Annotated in this window: 20 protein-coding genes; 7 read left to right on the forward strand and 13 right to left on the reverse strand. The window is 62.5% G+C overall.

Features of this window, described 5'->3' with window-relative positions; all coding sequences use genetic code 11:
• The first annotated feature begins 36 nt into the window (after positions 1-36).
• From APH27_RS15210 to APH27_RS15225, 3 genes are all read left to right on the forward strand, one after another.
• On the forward strand, positions 37-231 hold the full coding sequence (locus APH27_RS15210) for a hypothetical protein (protein ID WP_027919102.1): 195 nt from the start codon (positions 37-39) through the stop codon (positions 229-231).
• A gap of 511 nt (positions 232-742) precedes the next feature.
• Positions 743-1,213, forward strand: a complete 471-nt coding sequence (locus tag APH27_RS15220) for a hypothetical protein (RefSeq protein WP_027919103.1) — start codon at positions 743-745, stop codon at positions 1,211-1,213.
• Entirely contained in the window at positions 1,210-1,422 is a 213-nt protein-coding gene (locus APH27_RS15225) for a hypothetical protein (protein WP_027919104.1), read from the forward strand. The genes APH27_RS15220 and APH27_RS15225 overlap by 4 nt, the downstream gene beginning before the upstream one ends.
• A gap of 13 nt (positions 1,423-1,435) precedes the next feature.
• On the opposite strand, the gene APH27_RS15230 is transcribed toward APH27_RS15225, so the two are convergent.
• From APH27_RS15230 to APH27_RS15260, 7 genes are all read right to left on the reverse strand, one after another.
• Positions 1,436-1,801, reverse strand: coding sequence for a Na+/H+ antiporter subunit G (locus APH27_RS15230; RefSeq protein WP_060485244.1), 366 nt, complete (start codon positions 1,799-1,801; stop codon positions 1,436-1,438).
• Positions 1,798-2,076, reverse strand: a complete 279-nt coding sequence (locus APH27_RS15235) for a K+/H+ antiporter subunit F (RefSeq protein WP_003250109.1) — start codon at positions 2,074-2,076, stop codon at positions 1,798-1,800. The genes APH27_RS15230 and APH27_RS15235 overlap by 4 nt, the downstream gene beginning before the upstream one ends.
• On the reverse strand, positions 2,073-2,561 hold the full coding sequence (locus APH27_RS15240; protein ID WP_027919106.1) for a Na+/H+ antiporter subunit E: 489 nt from the start codon (positions 2,559-2,561) through the stop codon (positions 2,073-2,075). Before APH27_RS15240 ends, APH27_RS15235 begins: the two co-directional genes overlap by 4 nt.
• Positions 2,558-4,237 carry a monovalent cation/H+ antiporter subunit D gene (locus tag APH27_RS15245; RefSeq protein ID WP_060485245.1) on the reverse strand — a complete coding sequence of 560 codons (1,680 nt, stop codon included), beginning with the start codon at positions 4,235-4,237 and terminating at the stop codon, positions 2,558-2,560. Before APH27_RS15245 ends, APH27_RS15240 begins: the two co-directional genes overlap by 4 nt.
• Entirely contained in the window at positions 4,234-4,578 is a 345-nt protein-coding gene (locus tag APH27_RS15250; RefSeq protein WP_060485246.1) for a Na+/H+ antiporter subunit C, read from the reverse strand. Before APH27_RS15250 ends, APH27_RS15245 begins: the two co-directional genes overlap by 4 nt.
• On the reverse strand, positions 4,578-7,493 hold the full coding sequence (locus tag APH27_RS15255; RefSeq protein WP_060485247.1) for a monovalent cation/H+ antiporter subunit A: 2,916 nt from the start codon (positions 7,491-7,493) through the stop codon (positions 4,578-4,580). Before APH27_RS15255 ends, APH27_RS15250 begins: the two co-directional genes overlap by 1 nt.
• A 149-nt stretch (positions 7,494-7,642) precedes the next feature.
• Positions 7,643-8,593 carry a DMT family transporter gene (locus tag APH27_RS15260; RefSeq protein WP_027919109.1) on the reverse strand — a complete coding sequence of 317 codons (951 nt, stop codon included), beginning with the start codon at positions 8,591-8,593 and terminating at the stop codon, positions 7,643-7,645.
• Between the two features lie 83 nt (positions 8,594-8,676).
• On the opposite strand from APH27_RS15260, the gene APH27_RS15265 reads away from it, so the two are divergent.
• Positions 8,677-9,240 (forward strand): helix-turn-helix domain-containing protein, encoded by a 564-nt coding sequence (locus tag APH27_RS15265; RefSeq protein WP_027919110.1) that lies wholly within the window; start codon positions 8,677-8,679, stop codon positions 9,238-9,240.
• Between the two features lie 12 nt (positions 9,241-9,252).
• On the opposite strand, the gene APH27_RS15270 is transcribed toward APH27_RS15265, so the two are convergent.
• Entirely contained in the window at positions 9,253-9,801 is a 549-nt protein-coding gene (locus tag APH27_RS15270; protein ID WP_060485248.1) for a cysteine hydrolase family protein, read from the reverse strand.
• 82 nt (positions 9,802-9,883) lie between these two features.
• Between APH27_RS15270 and APH27_RS15275 the strand changes: the two genes are divergently transcribed.
• Positions 9,884-10,873: a GlxA family transcriptional regulator gene (locus APH27_RS15275; RefSeq protein ID WP_060485249.1), complete on the forward strand. Its 990-nt coding sequence runs from the start codon at positions 9,884-9,886 to the stop codon at positions 10,871-10,873.
• Here APH27_RS15275 and soxR read toward each other — a convergent pair.
• Positions 10,865-11,317, reverse strand: coding sequence for a redox-sensitive transcriptional activator SoxR (soxR, locus tag APH27_RS15280; protein WP_060485250.1), 453 nt, complete (start codon positions 11,315-11,317; stop codon positions 10,865-10,867). The genes APH27_RS15275 and soxR overlap by 9 nt on opposite strands.
• 86 nt (positions 11,318-11,403) lie before the next feature.
• Here soxR and APH27_RS15285 point away from each other — a divergent pair, with 86 nt between their 5' ends.
• Complete coding sequence (locus tag APH27_RS15285) at positions 11,404-11,784, forward strand: antibiotic biosynthesis monooxygenase (RefSeq protein ID WP_060485251.1); 381 nt, start codon at positions 11,404-11,406, stop codon at positions 11,782-11,784.
• Here the strand turns inward: APH27_RS15285 and APH27_RS15290 are convergent.
• Positions 11,763-12,533: a S9 family peptidase gene (locus APH27_RS15290; RefSeq protein WP_027919115.1), complete on the reverse strand. Its 771-nt coding sequence runs from the start codon at positions 12,531-12,533 to the stop codon at positions 11,763-11,765. The two genes, APH27_RS15285 and APH27_RS15290, sit on opposite strands and share 22 nt — an antisense overlap.
• Positions 12,517-13,635, reverse strand: coding sequence for a DUF3182 family protein (locus APH27_RS15295; RefSeq protein ID WP_060485255.1), 1,119 nt, complete (start codon positions 13,633-13,635; stop codon positions 12,517-12,519). Before APH27_RS15295 ends, APH27_RS15290 begins: the two co-directional genes overlap by 17 nt.
• Before the next feature lie 220 nt (positions 13,636-13,855).
• Between APH27_RS15295 and APH27_RS15300 the strand changes: the two genes are divergently transcribed.
• Positions 13,856-15,664, forward strand: coding sequence for an aminopeptidase P family protein (locus tag APH27_RS15300; RefSeq protein ID WP_060485252.1), 1,809 nt, complete (start codon positions 13,856-13,858; stop codon positions 15,662-15,664).
• A 56-nt stretch (positions 15,665-15,720) separates the two neighbouring features.
• On the opposite strand, the gene APH27_RS15305 is transcribed toward APH27_RS15300, so the two are convergent.
• Together APH27_RS15305 and rhtA are read right to left on the reverse strand one after the other, a co-directional pair.
• The gene (locus tag APH27_RS15305) at positions 15,721-16,002 is read right to left on the reverse strand and encodes a hypothetical protein (protein WP_027919118.1); all 282 of its coding nucleotides are present in this window, start codon (positions 16,000-16,002) and stop codon (positions 15,721-15,723) included.
• A 190-nt stretch (positions 16,003-16,192) separates the two neighbouring features.
• Entirely contained in the window at positions 16,193-17,080 is an 888-nt protein-coding gene (rhtA, locus tag APH27_RS15310; RefSeq protein WP_060485253.1) for a threonine/homoserine exporter RhtA, read from the reverse strand.
• Between the last annotated feature and the right edge of the window lie 200 nt (positions 17,081-17,280).

The following is a 17,280-nucleotide window of genomic DNA, read 5'->3' on the forward strand; positions in this document are numbered from 1 at the left end:
TATCGTTAGGGTGCTATCTAAGTGCCGGAGGGAGTGATGAACAACCGGGTCGATGTAGCGGTCATGATCGGTTCAGGTGTGCCTGCGAGCCTGCAGGCACTGGGTAAGCGGGTATGTTGGGTGGTCCTGGTCAATGGCGAGCGCCGTGGTACAGCGTTCGCCACCCGTGCAGAAGCCATGGAATGCCAGGCCGCCTGGTTGCAACTCTTGCAGGAAGGTCATGCCGCCTGAGCGGGTTCAGGCCTCCAGGCTGCGGGCCAGTGCGCAGGCATCGCGGTGCAGTCGGCGAAAGCCCTTGACCCTGCCAGTAGCGCTTTCGGTAACGTGGAAGAACTCGATACCCGCGGGTATGACGACGTAGCGCGGCCTGTTATTGACGCATGCGAGGTAAGAAATGTTCTTTACCTCTCGACGGATTTCAGTGTTTTCGTGCATATTCATTCCCCGGTAATGCGCTGATGGATACCTGAGCCCGTTCTGCCGAGGGGCTTGCAGTTATCTATCGCATCTTTTCTGGCGGGTTTGTTGTCAGACATTACGCTTCCCTGATAGGGAATATGCCGAAAGCCTGCTTTGAGGCCATATCTGGCAAGCCAGAGTAAAGTTTCCTGCGTGCTGCATCGTCAGCAGGCACAGACGTTTCGTGCATCACTTTATTATTCTTTTCGCCTATCGAATTGAAATGGCCGCGCCTCACCGACTCCGAGTGAGGGCGGATGTCACCGGTTTGAGGATTACTTCATTGGCAGTCAGTACACTGGATACCCACGCCTTGTTTGCCTTGGGCGATTTGCGCGGTAAGTTGGCCAAGCTGTTTCAGGGGCGTTTCATCTATATCACCGAACAGAACCCTGAAGGCCTGTACATGGCCGAGATCGACACCGAAAGCTCCTTGGTGGTCGATGACAAACAGCGCCTGGAGCTGAAAGTCGGCGATCACTTCCGCGCTGCCGTCTTGCCCAGCCGCGAGGGCGGCAAACTGGAAATGCGCTTTCGCGAAATCAAGCTGAACGTCTACGGTGTGGGCGACTACGCATTTGTTTCGGTACCGGAAGGCGAGGGCATCGTGTTCCGCGAAGGCCAGGGCGTGATGCTGGTGTTCGCCGCGCAGCAGCAGGTTCAGGAAGGCCTGGGCAAGTTGCTCAAGGCGGTGACCGGCAAGGTCGCCAAGTGGCGCAAGGGCGAGCTGACCACTTTCAAGGCCAGTGAATGAGTGAAAGTGGCGAAGTGCCTGGCACGCGTGCCGAGTTTCATCGGCAGCACCAGGCGCAAGCCTTGGCCGAGGCCCAGCGCCTGTTGGCGCAGCGTGAGGCAATGGGTGGGAGCTGGCTGAGCTGGGTGGCAGCCCAGCTGTATCAGCTGAGCCCGCCACCCTATGCCGCCATGGTACGGCGCGAGTTGCAGCGACTGACCCAAGGCTGAGGTCGCAGCCGTATCAGTGGCCGCGATCGCGGCCGCTGCTCACTTCCTCGGGTACATCTTCTTTCGACATGCGTTTGCGGAACAGCGCCGCCCGGGCCAGCAGCAGTGTCGTGACCGGTACGGTGATCGAAAGCAGGATCGGGATCAGCCAGGCGTGCAGCACCGGGCCACCCTTGAGCCAGGAAAAGTAGATGATCGAGGCCAGTGCCACGCACCAGGCACCGATGGTCGAAGCCAGCGCCGGTGGGTGCATGCGCTGGAAGTAGTCTTGCAGGCGCAGCAGGCCAATGGCGCCGATCAGTGCGAAGAGGCTGCCGAGCAACAGCAGCGCGGCCGTGACCAGTTCGAGCCAGAATGGCAGTTCAAGGGCTTCGGTCATTCGATCACCTCGCCACGCAGAAGGAACTTGGCCAGGGCGAACGAGCCGACAAAGCCGAACAGGGCAATCAGCAGTGCACCTTCAAAGTAGGTGTCACTGGCGTAGCGGATTCCCAGCACCAGCATCGTCAGCATGGCCAGGATGTACAAGTAGTCCAGCGCCAGCACCCGGTCCTGGGCGGAAGGGCCGCGAAATAGCCGGATCAACGCCAGGCCCATGGCCAGGGCGAAGATGAACAGGCTGGCGAGGACTGCGTTGGCGAGCAGGCCTGTCATTCGAAGATCTCCATCAACGGGCGTTCGTAGGTGAGCTTGAAGTGCTCGATGAAGGCCGCTTCGTCGCTCAGATCGAACACATGCAGCAGCAGCACGCTGCGGTCCAGGGCCAGTTCCGACCATACAGTGCCGGGCACTACAGTGGTGATCATCGACAGTGCCGCGAGGCCGTGGGCGTCGCGCAGGTCCAGCGGGATGTGCACGAAGGCCGAGCGGGGCGGGCGTTGCCCGGCACGCAGTACACCGATGGCCACCAGCAGGTTGGAATGGATGACATCGATGCCGACCCGGCCAATCAGCTTTGCCACCACCCACGGTTTGCGCACGTGCGCGTACTGCGGGCGCAGCGGTGCCATCAGCAACGGGGCCAGCACGCCAAGTGCTGCGCCCAGCAACAGGTTGCCGGGGCTGACCGACAGGTTCAACAGCAGCCACAGCACGAACAATGCAGCGGACAGCAGCGGAGCGGGGAACAGTCGGCTCATGGCTGCACCTGTACGTCGAGTGAGGTCGGGCCAGGGACGGGGCGGGCGGCCATCACGGCTTCGATATAGGCGTCCGGTGCCTGCAGGCTGGCCGCGGTGTCCTGGGTGTAGCGCAGCAAAGGTTCAGCCCTGAAGCTGAGGATGATGCACAGGCCGAGCAGGACTACGATGGGCAAGCACTCGTAGCGGCGCAGCACCGGTGAGGGGCGTTCTTCGGGCTTCCAGAAACGCTGGATGCCGACCCGGCCGAAGGCGATCAGCGAGGCCATGCCCGAGAGGATCAGCAGGGCCACCAGCACCCAGCCCGCCACCGACAGGGGGGGCTCGGCTGGCATGCCCAAGCCCTGTGGGTTGAACAGCGCGCTGATCAGGTTGAGCTTGCTGACGAACCCGGATAGCGGCGGCATGCCGATGATCAGCAGGGCGCAGGCGATGAAGCTCAGGCCGAGAAACGCCATGGTCCAGGGAATGATCTGGCCGATCACCACCTTCTGCTCGTCGTCGAGGTTGATGCCTTTGGGTGGGTGAAGCGACTCGAGCGGTGGAGGCATGGCGTCTTCTTCTTCATCCAGCGGCGCTTCGTTGGCCGAGCGCGAGCGCTCGACCAGTTCGGCGAGCAGGAACAGCGCACACAGCGCCAAGGTCGAATTGACCAGGTAGAACAAGGCCGCGCCAGTGAGCGCCGGCTGGGCGAAACCGACCGCACCGAGCAGGGTGCCGGCGGAAACCAGGATGCTCAGCGCAGCCATGCGCTCCAGGCGTTGCGCAGCCATAATCGACACTGCCGCCACGGCCAGGGTGACCAGCCCCCCATAGACCAGCCACTGCCCGCCGAAATGCGCTGAAGCACCGGCCTGCCCGGAAAACAGCAGGGTCCACAGGCGCAGTACTGCGTACAGGCCGACCTTGGTCATGATGGCGAACAGCGCGGCGACCGGCGCACTGGCCGAGGCATAGGCAGGCACCAACCAGAAGTTCAGCGGCCAGATGCCGGCCTTGACCAGGAACGCCATGGCCAGGATCGCCGCACCAGCGTGCAGCAGGCCACGGTCCGCTTCCGGAACCAGTGGGATCTTCAGGGCCAGGTCGGCCATGTTGAGGGTGCCAGTCACGCCATACAGCATCGCCGCGCCAATCAGGAAAAGCGACGAGGCGAACAGGTTGATCGCGATGTAATGCAGCCCGGCACGCACCCGTGCCCGCCCCGAGCCATGCAGCAACAGGCCGTAGGACGCTGCCAGCAACACTTCGAAAAACACGAACAGGTTGAACAGGTCGGCGGTGAGGAAGGCGCCATACAGGCCCATCAGCTGGATCTGGAACAACGCATGGAAGCTGGCGCCGGCACCATCCCAGCGGGCGCGAGCGAACAGCAGGGCGCTGACGCCGATGACACCGGTCAGGGTCAGCAGCAGGGCTGAAAGGTGATCCACCACCAGCACGATGCCAAAGGGTGCGGGCCAGTTGCCGGGCAGGTAGACACCGATTGATTCCGCTTGCCCCTGGGTGCGCACCCACAGCAGCAGGCTGACGGCGACGGCCAGCCCGCTAAAGGTCGAAAGCAGGTTCAGGCGGGCCTTGATCTGGCGATGCTTTTCGCCCAGCAACAGCATCACCGCCGCAGTCAGCAGCGGCAGCAGGATGGGGGCGACGATCAGTTGACTCATGCCACTCATTCGTCACGCTCCCGGCCATCCACATGGTCGGTACCGGTCAGGCCTCGAGATGCCAGCAGCACGACGAGGAACAGCGCGGTCATGGCAAAGCTGATGACGATGGCCGTAAGCACCAGCGCCTGCGGCAGCGGGTCGGTGTAGTGCAGCAGGTTTTGGGTCACGCCGTCCTTGATGATCGGCTCCTTGCCGATGAACAAGCTGCCCATGCTGAAAATGAACAGGTTAACCCCGTACGACAGCAGGCACAGGCCCATGATCACCTGGTAGGTGCGTGGGCGCAGGATCAACCACACCCCTGAGGCGGCCAGTACACCGATGGCGACTGCAATGACTTCTTCCATCAGGCGGCTCCTGCTTGGCTGGATTTCGACGGGTTGCCCGGGCGGTAGGCGCGCACCGACTGGTGCGCCAGGGCAGTGAGGATCAGCAGGGTGGAGCCGACCACCACGGTGTACACGCCAATGTCGAAGAACAACGCGCTGGCTACATGCACGTCGCCGAGCAACGGCAGGTGCAGATGAGCGGTATGGGTGGTGAGGAACGGGTAACCCAGCAGCATCGCACCGACCCCGGTCAAGGTCGCGCAAAGTAGCCCGGTGCCCATCCAGCGCAGCGGCCGCAGGCTCATCTGCGCTTCGACCCACTGGGTGCCGGCGACCATGTACTGGAGGATGAACGCCACCGACATCACCAGGCCGGCGACGAAACCGCCGCCCGGTTGGTTATGGCCACGCATGAACAGGTACATCGAGACCAGCAAGGCGATGGGCAGCAGCAGGCGCACCAGCACCGCCGGCACCATCATGAAGCCCAGGGCCGTGTCGGTGGCATGCCGCGGGTTGATCAGGTCGGTGACCACGTCTGGGGCCAACTGGCGCTGCTGTGCCGGCAACTGCATGCTCTCTTTCGGTGGACGGAAGCGTCGCAGCAGGGCGAATACGGTCAGCGCCACGGCCACCAGCACGGTGATTTCGCCGAGGGTATCGAAGCCGCGGAAGTCCACCAGCATCACGTTGACCACGTTGGTACCGCCACCTTGTGGCAGTGCGCGGCTGAGGTAGAACGAAGAAATGTCGTTGGGCGTAGGCCGGGTCAGCATGGCGTACGACAACACTGCCATGCCGATACCGACCAGCACCGCCAGCAGCAGGTCGCGCAGGCGCCGGGCACGGGCGCGGTCGAGGCTGCCAGGTAGTGGCGATACGCCCTCGATACGCCGTGGCAACCAGCGCAGGCCGAGCAGGATCAGTACCGTGGTGACGACCTCGACCACCAGCTGGGTCAGGGCCAAGTCGGGTGCCGAGAACCAGACGAACGTGATGCAAGTCATCAGGCCGCAGACGCTGACCATGATCAATGCCGCCAAGCGGTGATACTTGGCCTGGTACGCGGCGCCGATGGCGCAGGCGATTGCGATCAGCCATAGCGCGACGAACACACCGGAGCCAGGGATCTTCGGCCGGTTACCCCAGCTCAAGCCGCTGTACAGCATCGGTGTGAGGCCGGCGATGAATGCTGCCAGCACCAGCATGAACAGCTGCGACTGCAGTCGACGGCTGGTCAGCAAGCCCTCGACCCGCCGAGACAGCAGCATCAGGCGGACCTGGCCATGTTCGAACAGGCGCTTGCCGTTGAAGCGCTCGATCAACGGCGGATGCGGGAAGCGCCCCAGGCGCAGCTGGTTGCGCAGCAGCAGGTAAAGGACGACACCACCACTCATGGCGACCAGGCTCATGATCAGCGGCGCGTTCCAGCCGTGCCAGATGGCCAGGCTATATTCCGGTAGCGTGCCACCCACTACTGGCAGTGCAGCGGCGGCCAGCAATGGACCGACCGACTGGGCCGGGAAGATACCCACCACCAGGCAGGTGAGCACCAGCAGTTCGACCGGCGCACGCATCCAGCGGGGGGGCTCGTGTGGTGTGTGCGGCAGGTCTTCGGCCGTAGGCCCGAAGAATACGTCGACGGTGAAGCGCAGGGCATAGGCGACGCTGAAGGTGCCGGCGAGGGTGGCTATTACCGGCAAAGCGGCTTCCACCCAGGCAGTTGAAGTGATGAACACGGTTTCGGCAAAGAACATTTCCTTGGACAGGAAACCGTTCATCAATGGCACGCCGGCCATCGAGGCGCTGGCCACCATGGCCAGGGTGGCAGTGTAGGGCACCAGGCGTATCAGGCCGCTCAGGCGGCGGATGTCACGGGTGCCGCTTTCATGGTCGATAATGCCGGCGGCCATGAACAACGAGGCCTTGAAGGTGGCATGGTTGAGAATGTGGAACACTGCGGCGACCGCAGCCAGCGGGCTGTTGAGGCCCAGCAGCAGGGTGATCAGGCCCAGGTGGCTGATGGTTGAATATGCCAGCAGGCCCTTGAGGTCGTTCTGGAACATCGCGGCGAAGGCGCCCAGCAACAAGGTCACGGCACCTGCCCCGCCGACGATCCAGAACCACTCCTCACTGCCCGACAACACCGGCCAGAGGCGCGCCAGCAGGAATACGCCGGCCTTGACCATGGTCGCCGAGTGCAGGTAGGCGGAAACCGGAGTGGGTGCTGCCATGGCATGGGGCAGCCAGAACTGGAAGGGGAATTGCGCACTCTTGCTCAATGCGCCGATCAGAATCAGAGGTAGCAGCACCGGGTAGAGTGCGTGCTGGCGAACGGTTTCGCCGGCAGCCAGGACCTTGTCCAGGTCGTAGCTGCCGACCACATGGCCGAGCAGCAGAGCCCCGACCAGTAGGCACAGGCCACCGGCGCCGGTGACCATCAGCGCCATGTAGGCGCCGCGGCGGGCGTCGGCGCGGTGGTGCCAGTAACCGATCAGCAGGAAGGAGAACAGACTGGTCAATTCCCAGAAGAACACCAGCTGAATCAGGTTGCCTGAGATCACCAGGCCAAGCATGGCACCCATGAATGCCAGGAAGAAGGCGAAGAAGCGCGGCACCGGGTCCTGCGGCGACATGTAGTAGCGCGCATACAGCGATACCAGGGTGCCGATACCCAGTACCAGTAATGAGAACAGCCAGGCGAAACCGTCCATGCGCAGGACCAGGTTCAGGCCCAGGCTGGGCAGCCAGAGGATTTCTTCGCGGATTATGCCGCCATCGGCAATCTGAGGGTACAGCAGGGCGACCTGGACAGTGCCGACCAGGGCCACGAGCCCGGCCAGGATGGACTCGGTGTTACGTGCGTTGTGCGGCAGCACAGCTGCCAGGCAACTGCCCACGAACGGCAGAAGCAGTAGCACTATCAATGACATAGAGTTCTATTCTGGAAAGGTTTGCAAGGATCATACGTGCCGGGCCGTTGATCACCAACACGCAAGCTGTCGCAGAATCCTACAAAAGCGCTGTGACAAGCTGTTTTTTTATAACAGTTTTTTACAGAGCATAGACGTTGCCGGGCGCTTTACAGGCCGGCTTCGTGTTCGCGACGGGCGGGCGCTTCGTGGGCTTCGCTGGTTTCACGGTTGCGGCGGATCTTCAGCTCGCTCACCACCACGGCTATGACGATCAGCAACCCGCCGATCAGCGCGATGCCGGGCAGGCGCTCGCCAGCGATGCGCCCGACGATACCCGCCCAGACCGGCTCGCCCGCGTAGATCAGCGTAGCGCGGGTTGGTGAAACCGACTTCTGCGCCCAGTTCATCGCCACCTGAATCACTGCGCTCATGGCGCCCAGGCCCAGTGCGCTAAGCAACAGCAGCCAGGAAAAATCAGGCAGGCGTTCCTGGGTCGGGACGATCATCAGAAACGCCAGCAGCGAAGCAGTGGCCAATTGCACCACGGTGACCCGGCGCACATCGACTTGGCCGGCGAACCTGCTGATCAGGATGATCTCGGCGGCGATGGCCACGGCGCTCACCAGGGTTACCACTTCACCTTCGCTGAAATGCAGCGCCCCGCCTTCGGGCCCGGCCAGTAACATCAAGCCGACGAATGCCAGGCAGATACCGATGCTTGGCATCAACCCTGGGCGACGCCCCAGCACCAGCCATTGCAACAGCGGTACGAACGGTACGTAGAGCGCAGTAATGAATGCTGACTGGCTGCTGCTGATGGTTTGCAGGCCCATGGTCTGCAGGCCGTAACCCAGCATGATGGACACCCCGATGAGTACGCCGGCCTTCAGCTCCGTGAACGTCAGGCCGGGCAATGCACGCGCCGAGGCCAGGCCGACGAACAACGCCGCTGCGGCGAAGCGCAGGCCGACGAAGAACATCGGGCCGCTCACGGTCATGACGTTGTGTACCAGCAGAAAGGTGCCGCCCCATAGCATGGTGATGAACACCAGCACCATTTCTGCCTTGCTCAGGCGAAAAGATACTGCGGTCTGTGGGCTGCTGGTCGGCTGGCTCATGGTCTTGCGCACTCGGAGGGGGCGGCGCACAATCGCCGCAAAGTGGGCAGTATACTGCGCAATGGGTAAGGGTGAGCAATATAGTGCACAAAGATTCCGCGCACCGTGCATCGGTGCTGCAACACGTCAGCTTCAATGTCCGTAGCCTGCGCAACGCGGCTGGTATGAGCCAGAGTGCCCTGGCCGAGCGCTCCGGGGTCAGCCGGCGGATGCTGGTGGCAATCGAGGCGGGCGAGAAGAATGTCAGCCTGACCACGCTCGACCTGATTGCCGAAGCCCTCGGGGTCGCCTTCAGCACCCTGATACAGGCTCCGGATCAGCGCGACCCTAGCCGCATCGACGAACTGGCCTGGACCGGCGAGCACCCGCAGAGCAAGGCAGTGCTGCTGGCCAGCAGCGCTGCCCGGCGCGAAGTGGAAATCTGGGAATGGACCCTTGCGCCTGGCGAGTGCTACACCAGCGAAGCCGATGCCGAGGGCTGGAGTGAGCAGATCTACGTGGCCGAAGGACAGCTGACGCTGATCATCGAAGGCACCGAACATCGCCTGCAGGTCGGGCAGTTCCATGTGTTCCCCAGCAACTGCCGCTATGCCTACCGCAATGACGGGGTCGCCCCTGTGCGCTTCGTGCGTAATGTGGTGATCTGAGCGGCGCCAGGCTCAGCCCTCGAGCAGCTCGTCAGTCTTCACCACTTTGGCATAAGCGAACGCCAGCGCGGCCATGGCCGAGTCGTGCACGTGGGCTGCCGGGACCTCCTTGCCATTGAACGCCAGCGGCAGGGTGGCGCAGGCATCGTGCGCGACAGTGACGTCATAGCCAAAGTCGGCAGCCGCACGGGAGGCAGCGTCGATGCACATGTGGCTCATGCTGCCCACGATGGTCACGGCCTTGACCTGATGCTGGTCCAGCGTCTGTTTAAGGTCGGTCCCGAGAAACGCGTTGACCTTGTGCTTGAGTACCACAGGCTCGTCCGCCGTTGGCGCCACCTTTGAATGAATGGCCGAGCCCTGGGTGCCCGGGGCGAAGAAAGGTGCATCGGCGCTTTCGAATTCATGGCGCACGTGAACCACCAGGTCGCCTTTCCGGCGCGCCGCGGCCAGCAGGCGTGCGGCGTTGTCAGCCGCCTTGTCGGCCCCGTCGAGGGTCCATTTGCCGCCGGGGAAGTAGTCGTTCTGGATGTCGATGATGATCAGGGCCTGCTTGCTCATGCTGCCTCCTGTGGCAGTAGTCGTTGGATGACGATAGTTATAGGCTGTGGGCACCGACTTGAGGATTGGCGCGATCGACACAATGACGGCAAAAACTGACAGCCTTGGCAGCCTGGAGATCGGCCTGCTGCACTACCCGGGCGCGCAGCGCGCGGCGCTGCATGGCCTGAATGACCTGTTCAGCGTGGCCAACCGCGTGGCCGCCGAACTGGGTGCGGTCGAGCTGCCACGGGTGCGTGTCAGCCACTGGCAGGTCGATGAGGCAGGGCTTTTGCAGCTTCTTGAGGATAGCCCTGGCACGGCGGGCCAGCCGCTGCGCGTGCTGATCATTGCGCCCAGCCTCGAGTCGACGCCTGCTTTGGAACTGCTCGAGCGTCATCGGCAGGTGCTGCGCCAGTGGCATGGTCAGGGCACGGTGCTGGCGTCGGTGTGCATCGGCGTGTTCTTCATCGCTGACAGTGGCCTGCTAGATGGCCGGGCTGCGAGTACCCACTGGAACTATGCGCAGGCCCTCGCCCAACGTTACCCAAAGGTTCGCGTGGAGGCCAACCAGCCGCTGCTGGATGACGGTGACATCATGACTTCAGCCGGCTTGATGGCCTGGACCGAGCTGGGGCTGCGCCTGTTGGAGCGCTACCTTGGTGCCTCCGTGGCCTGGGAGACGGCGCGCTACATGTCTGTCGAGCCGGTCACCAGGCCGATGCCGGGGGCACGGTTCAACCCGCGTCTGGATCATGGTGACGAAGCGGTGCTCAGGGTTCAGCACTGGTTGCAGGCAGATGGCGCGCAAGACGCCGACCTCGCAGGCATGGCAAGTTGTGCCGGCCTTGAGGCGCGTACATTCCTCAGGCGCTTCCGTGCGGCCACCGGGTTGAAGCCTACCGAGTATTGCCAGCAGGTAAGGGTGGGGCGCGCCTGTCGGATGCTGGAGTTCACCCGGCGTACGGTCGAGCAGGTTGCCTGGGGGGTGGGGTATCAGGACCCCGGGGCGTTTCGCAAGGTGTTCCAGCGCATCACCGGGCTGACGCCAAGCGAGTACCGACAACGCCTTGCTCTGGGCTGCTCAGGGTAGGTGCGGCCCCGGCCCGGCATCAGCCAAGTGGTCCTGGCGGTTACGCAACGGGCACTCCTTCAGCGACATGCAACCGCAGCCGATGCAGCCATCGAGCTGGTCGCGCAGCCTGACCATTTCGTCGATACGCCGGCTCAGATCATCACGCCAGCGCGCCGAAAGCTGCTGCCAGTCTTCAGCGGTCGGAGTGTGGTCGATGGGCAGTGTGGCCAGCGCAGAGGCGATCTCGGCGAGGGGTATGCCGAGGCGCTGGGCCATCTTGATCACTGCGACCCGGCGCAGCATTGCCCTGGGATAGCGCCGCTGGTTGCCAGCATTGCGGGTGCTCTGGATCAGCCCCTTTGTTTCGTAGAAATGCAGGGCGGTTACTGCCACGCCGCTGCGCGCTGCCAGTTGGCCGACGCTGAGCAGTTTGTCCGTGGCGGCAGGTGGGTTGCTGGGCATGGGAAAAATCGCTTGACCTTGAGTTAACTGGAGGTTTTACCCTGCTGGCCATTCCGTAGCAAGCGCCCGCAGCAAGGAGATTCGCCATGACGGCTATGCCGCATTCCCTGTGGTTCACTCAGATGATCGAATACGAAGTGCCTGCCTCGCGTCAGGCGGCGCTGGCTCAGGCCTTGGTCACCCGCAGCGAAGAACTGGCTGCGCGTTGCCAAGGGTTGCAAAGTGTCAGCATCCAGGCCAGCGACGATGGCAGCCGCGTCTTGCAGTACCTGCAATGGCAATCACGCCTGGCCTGGGCGTCGGCTGCTGACTGCTTTGCCGAAGAACCGTTCTTCGAACTGCTGAGTCAGCATCAGGCGCGAGGTGTCAATTTCGCCGCCTACCAGGCGCTGCGCAGCCTGGTGCGCGGCGCTGATGGGGGCTTGCATTGCCAGGTTGGTGAGGGTCAGGCGTACCAAGGGGCGTAGTGTGGGTAGCGGTCAAGGCGCGCACCAACCACCATTTCGCTGATCCACGCGGCCAGGATCGAGCTGTAGGCCTTCTGACTCGCTTCACTGGACAAAGCGTGGTCGGCGCCGTCGACGATACGATGGGTCAGCGAGTGCGCACTGACGAACGCCGACCGATAGCTCATCAGCGTAGAGTGAGGCACATAGTCGTCCTGTTCCGATTCGACCAGCAGGACGTCGCCGGCAAACTCGGCGCAAGCGGCCAGGGCGCGATTGTCGGCCGGGCCGAGGGCGCGCTGGCGATAGGCATTGAGGCGCTGGCGGTCCAGGGCCTGTTTGGGCATGTTCCATTCGTCGTCCCAGTACATCGCCGGCACCCGCAGTGCCAGCCATTTCACCGGTCGCTGCAAGGTCAGCAGGGTGGCCAGGTAGCCGCCGTAGCTGCTGCCGATGATGGCAATGGCGCTGCTGTCCACCGCCGGGTGGCTGACCAGCCGGTCGTAGGCAGCCAGCAGGTCCTTGAGGTTCTGTTCGCGGGTGACGGTCAGGCGCTGGCTTTCGGTCTTCTCGTGGCCGCGCAGGTCGAAAGTCATGCACACGCAGCCCAGGCCGGTGATATGCCGGGCGCGCGCCAGGTCGCGCTGCTGGCTGCCGCCCCAGCCGTGAACGAAGAGAATGCCTGGCATCTTGCTGCCGGGGCTGACCAGGGTGCCGACGATGCTGTCATCTTCGACTTGCAGTTCAACGGTTTCACTCTGAATGCTCATGCTGTCGAATCCGCGCGTACTTGCTGAGTTGTCCGAGTTCACTGTCGTTTCCTTGATAGAAGAGGGTGGCGTCAGTGGGCAGGTCGGGGCTGCCGAACACTTCATGGGTTGAAGCGCATACCTGCTGCAGTGCCGGGTCGTCGGCAAATGCCTGCAACGCCAGGAGCTCGGCACTGCTGGCTCCGCCCAGACGCCAGGATTGTTCGAGTACACCGCTGCGCAGATGGCCTTGGGCTGTGGTGCCGCGGGCGATGTCATAGTTGCGCCGCGAAGCGATGAAACCCGGGAAATGCTGTTCTGCGGCTTGTTCGTAGGTCATGGCCTGGTTGATCGCCAGGCGCAGATGATCCTCCAGAGGCCGCTGCAGCAGTGCCTGGTAGTCACCCCGCACCACTACCAGTTCGGAGCCGCCGTAGACCTCGGTGCCTTGGTGGTCCCGGGTCAGTTGCTGGGTGCCGTGATAGCTGCAGGTCAGGCCTGCGACGCGGACTTGGCCAACGCTGAAGGTTTCTACCTTGTTCAGGTCCTCTTCCAGCACCAGGCCCCACAGGGCCAGGTCCCGTTCGTCCATGTTGGCCAGCAGCGGCTCCAGCTCATCCGCGTGGGTGATGACCTGTTGGCCGCGGCCGGCACACGCCAGCACCGGCTTCACCCGCAGCGGGCCATCACGCAGCAGTAGCTGGGCAGCGCGGCGGGCATCGGCCTTGCTGAACACGGTGTAGCCGCAGAGCAGGGCGTCACTGGCATGGCAAGCGAAGGCATCGGTCCAGCCGGGTGGGAACTCGGCATCGGCCGGTAGCGGATGGGAAATGGCCTTGGTAGCCATGTAGGGGTGGCTGACCAGGCCGCCGAACAGGTCCTGCTCGCTGCGAATGCCCATGGCGGCATAACGCTCAGTGCCGACCAAGGTTTCGGTCGGCACGTAGTAGCAGCGAGGGTTTGCCCTGGTCGGCACATCGGTCCGCACGGCATCGCAACCCAACAACCGGGCCAGGCGTTCGGCCAGCTTCAGATGCACGGCATGTTCATGTTCCGGGGTGTGCTCACGGGTGTCGAGCAGCACCACGGTTGTCTTCTGGTCGCAGGCACTGGGCATGGGTATCTGCCTGTGTGCAATGAATGTATAGGTTGTGAAGCCTGTGCCAACGGTAAGTTCAGCTCGAAGTGACTGAAGGTCCCTGCTCAGTTGTAGGAAGCGTCTTGTTTGCAGGTGACGTGATGGGCATAGCGTGCCGTGAGTCGGTCGCCATGATTGCGGCACCGTGGCCGCTGTTCCATTATCCTCATCCTGGAATAATCTCGATGTGTCCGCAGGAGTGCGCATGAACGTTCAGACCACGATTCAGCAAAGTGTGCCGGAGCGCCTGGCGCGCGTGCGCCAGGTCATGGCCCGGGAGGGCGTCGATGCCCTGCTGGTGCCGTCGGCAGACCCGCATCTTTCCGAGTATCTGCCAGGTTACTGGCAGGGGCGTCGGTGGCTCTCGGGGTTCGATGGCTCGGTGGGCACTTTGGTGGTGACTGCGGACTTTGCCGGTGTATGGGTCGATAGTCGCTATTGGGAGCAAGCCGAGAAGGAACTGGCTGGTAGCGGCATCGGCTTGATGAAGTTGCTGCCGGGCAAACCGGGCGCGCTGGAGTGGCTCGGGGACAATGTTCGGTTGAATGGCGCCGTGGCTGTGGATGGCGCGGTCATGGCGTTGGCTGCGGCGCGGCAGCTTGAAGAACGGCTCAGGGCTCGCGAGGCGCGTCTGGTAACCGATCGGGATCTGCTTGCCGACGTTTGGGAGGGCCGTCCAGCGTTGCCAGGCAATCCGGTCTATCAGCACCTCCCGCCCCATGCCACGGTCAGTCGTGCCGAGAAACTTGGCCAGTTGCGCGCCACGCTGCAGGAGAAGGGTGCCGATTGGCACTTCATCGCGACCCTGGACGACATCGCCTGGTTGTTCAACCTGCGCGGCAGCGATGTGCCCTACAACCCGGTTTTCGTTTCCTTTGCCTTGATCGGCAAGGAGCAGGCGATCCTGTTCATCGGTGCCGGAAAGCTCGATGAGCATTTGCGCCATGTGCTTGAGGTCGATGGTATCGAAGTGCGCGATTACGCGGCGGTGCACGATGCCTTGACAGCGCTGGCGGCCGACAGCCGGCTGCTGGTCGATCCGGCTCGCGTGACCTGCGGCTTGCTGAGGAACCTGGACGCCAAAGTACAGCTGGTCGAAGGGTTGAACCCGACCACGCTGAGCAAATCACGCAAAGGCGAAGAGGAGCTGGTGCATGTACGCCAGGTCATGGAGCAGGATGGCGCGGCCTTGTGCGAGTTCTTCGCCTGGTTTGAAGCGCACCAGGGCCAGGAGGTCATCACCGAGCTGACGGTGGATGAGCAGTTGAGTGCTGCGCGTGCCCGCCGGCCAGGCTTCGTCTCGCTGAGCTTCTCGACCATTGCGGCGTTCAATGGCAACGGCGCGATGCCGCATTACCGTGCTACCGAAGAATCCCATGCGGTAATCGAAGGTGATGGCCTGCTGTTGATCGACTCTGGAGGGCAGTACCTGGGAGGCACTACCGACATCACGCGGATGGTACCGGTAGGTAATCCGAGCCTGGAGCAGAAGCAGGACTGCACGCGCGTACTCAAGGGTGTGATCGCCTTGTCGCGTGCCAGTTTCCCGCGCGGCATCCTGTCACCGTTGCTCGATGCCATCGCACGGGCGCCGATTTGGGCAGACCAGGTCGACTACGGCCATGGTACCGGGCATGGCGTTGGTTACTTCATGAATGTGCACGAAGGTCCGCAGGTTATCGCCTATCAGGCGGCAACCACCCCGCAGACGGCAATGCAGGAAGGAATGATCAGTTCGATCGAGCCGGGCACCTACCGGCCTGGTGCTTGGGGTGTGCGTATCGAAAATCTGGTGGTCAACCAAGCGTCGGGCAAAAGTGCGTTTGGTGACTTCCTGCGTTTCGAGACCTTGACGCTGTGCCCTATCGATACCCGCTGCCTGCTTCCCGAGAGGCTGACCGTGGACGAGCGGGGGTGGTTGAATCAGTACCATGCAATGGTGCATGAGCGCCTGGCACCTTTGCTGCAAGGGGCTGCGCTGGATTGGCTGAAGCGGCGTACTGCACCGCTTTGAGCGGCCTGATGGCAAGTCGATAAATAAAAGAAGGGCAGCTCACGGGCTGCCCTTTCTCATTTGCAGATGACGATCATGCTGCGACTGGTATAACCGGCGGGGTTGATGCCGAACAAGTAGTCCCCGGGCTCCTCGTCAGTGTCACCGGAGCGCGCGATCACCTTGTAACCGCGTGGACTGCAGGAACTGGCCGCCTTGCTGTAGCACTTGTCCCACGAGGAAGACAGGCCAGAGCAATTGATATGCAGGCCCTTTTTCCCTTTTTTGACCTCAGTCTTGGCCGTTGCGGCGCATCCGGCAATGGCCAAGACGGCCAGGATGAGCAAAATATGTTTCATTCCTGTCCTTAAATGCAGGGCTGTTCCGCTTCCCGGCCCTGTCGTTATCGCTTAGGTTCTTCCTGGATCTTCCTCGACATCCGTGTTCGCACAAGTAGATAGCGTAAAGATTATGATTTTGTGACAGCTTAATCAGCGCGGCGGATGGGGACAATCACTAATATCGTCTCAAATGAAAATATGTCTCAAATCAGTCTGCTGCGACTACCGGACTTGCCTCGCGGCGCATGGACAACGTGGCGCCAGCCGAGGCTGCGATGATGGCAAGAATTGCCAGCCACTGCGTGGTGCTCAGAACTTCGCCGAGGAACAGCAGGCCTGACAGTGCGCCTATCGCCGGCTCGATACTCATCAGCGTGCCGAAGGTCCGCGCTGGCATGCGAGTCAGGGCGACCATTTCCAGGCTATAGGGCAGGGCGGTCGAAAGTACGGCGACGCCCAGTGCCAGCGGGATTACTGCCGGGGTGAGCAATGCACTGCCAGCATGGACGATGCCGATGGGCGCGACGAACAAGGCCGCGACCACGACTCCGAGGGCAGCGCTCTGGATGCCGTGCTCGGCCCCGGCACGCTGGCCGAACAGAATATAGAGTGCCCAGCACACACCTGCGCCAAGTGCATAAGCTGCCCCCAGTACATCAAGTGGTTGTCCGCCATGACCGACCGGTAAGAGCAGCAACAGGCCGGCAACTGCCAGGGCAATCCACAGGAAATCCAGTGCACGGCGTGAGGCGAACAGCGCCACAGCCAGCGGGCCGGTGAACTCTAGGGCGACGGCGATACCCAGCGGCGTGGTTTGCAGCGACATATAGAAGAGGAAGTTCATGCCACCCAGGGACATGCCGTAGATGACGACGTTGCGCAGGGTGTTGGCTGTCATGCGTACGCGCCAGGGGCGCAGGATTAGCAACATGATGACGCTGGCGAAGACCAGGCGTAGGGTCGTTGTGCCTTGTGCGCCGATGATCGGGAACATGCTTTTCGCCAGTGAGGCACCGGACTGGATCGAGGCCATGGCAATGAGCAGCAAGCCGATCGGGAAGAGGGTGGCGGCCAGGCTGCGGGGTTGGGTGTTCATTTCTGCGCGGCTATCCTTGGGGGTGTGCGGGTGTGCAATATAGTGCGCAATTGGCGGTATGAGGTGCAAGGTGCCTTTCACAGGCTTTCTATAGATTGTTTCAATTTCATGAAATTAACGGTTGACGCGCTTTCGAATCCCCTTATAATGCGCCCCACTTCCAGCGACATCGGAACGACGAACTCCTTGAGATTCAATGG

The organism is Pseudomonas sp. NBRC 111123, from assembly GCF_001320205.1.
In the GTDB taxonomy this organism is placed as follows: Bacteria; Pseudomonadota; Gammaproteobacteria; order Pseudomonadales; family Pseudomonadaceae; genus Aquipseudomonas; species Aquipseudomonas putida_J.

What these genes read in the sequence shown, in the direction of transcription:
- APH27_RS15210 (WP_027919102.1), top strand. Translation starts at nt 37, where the DNA reads ATGAACAACCGGGTCGATGTAGCGGTCATGATCGGTTCAGGTGTGCCT.
- APH27_RS15300 (WP_060485252.1), top strand. Translation starts at nt 13,856, where the DNA reads ATGAACGTTCAGACCACGATTCAGCAAAGTGTGCCGGAGCGCCTGGCG.
- APH27_RS15225 (WP_027919104.1), top strand. Translation starts at nt 1,210, where the DNA reads ATGAGTGAAAGTGGCGAAGTGCCTGGCACGCGTGCCGAGTTTCATCGG.
- APH27_RS15270 (WP_060485248.1), bottom strand. Translation starts at nt 9,801, where the DNA reads ATGAGCAAGCAGGCCCTGATCATCATCGACATCCAGAACGACTACTTC.
- APH27_RS15235 (WP_003250109.1), bottom strand. Translation starts at nt 2,076, where the DNA reads ATGACAGGCCTGCTCGCCAACGCAGTCCTCGCCAGCCTGTTCATCTTC.
- APH27_RS15305 (WP_027919118.1), bottom strand. Translation starts at nt 16,002, where the DNA reads ATGAAACATATTTTGCTCATCCTGGCCGTCTTGGCCATTGCCGGATGC.
- APH27_RS15240 (WP_027919106.1), bottom strand. Translation starts at nt 2,561, where the DNA reads ATGAGCCGACTGTTCCCCGCTCCGCTGCTGTCCGCTGCATTGTTCGTG.
- APH27_RS15290 (WP_027919115.1), bottom strand. Translation starts at nt 12,533, where the DNA reads ATGAGCATTCAGAGTGAAACCGTTGAACTGCAAGTCGAAGATGACAGC.
- APH27_RS15250 (WP_060485246.1), bottom strand. Translation starts at nt 4,578, where the DNA reads ATGGAAGAAGTCATTGCAGTCGCCATCGGTGTACTGGCCGCCTCAGGG.
- APH27_RS15275 (WP_060485249.1), top strand. Translation starts at nt 9,884, where the DNA reads ATGACGGCAAAAACTGACAGCCTTGGCAGCCTGGAGATCGGCCTGCTG.
- APH27_RS15285 (WP_060485251.1), top strand. Translation starts at nt 11,404, where the DNA reads ATGACGGCTATGCCGCATTCCCTGTGGTTCACTCAGATGATCGAATAC.
- soxR (WP_060485250.1), bottom strand. Translation starts at nt 11,317, where the DNA reads ATGCCCAGCAACCCACCTGCCGCCACGGACAAACTGCTCAGCGTCGGC.
- rhtA (WP_060485253.1), bottom strand. Translation starts at nt 17,080, where the DNA reads ATGAACACCCAACCCCGCAGCCTGGCCGCCACCCTCTTCCCGATCGGC.
- APH27_RS15260 (WP_027919109.1), bottom strand. Translation starts at nt 8,593, where the DNA reads ATGAGCCAGCCGACCAGCAGCCCACAGACCGCAGTATCTTTTCGCCTG.
- APH27_RS15245 (WP_060485245.1), bottom strand. Translation starts at nt 4,237, where the DNA reads ATGAGTGGCATGAGTCAACTGATCGTCGCCCCCATCCTGCTGCCGCTG.
- APH27_RS15230 (WP_060485244.1), bottom strand. Translation starts at nt 1,801, where the DNA reads ATGACCGAAGCCCTTGAACTGCCATTCTGGCTCGAACTGGTCACGGCC.
- APH27_RS15255 (WP_060485247.1), bottom strand. Translation starts at nt 7,493, where the DNA reads ATGTCATTGATAGTGCTACTGCTTCTGCCGTTCGTGGGCAGTTGCCTG.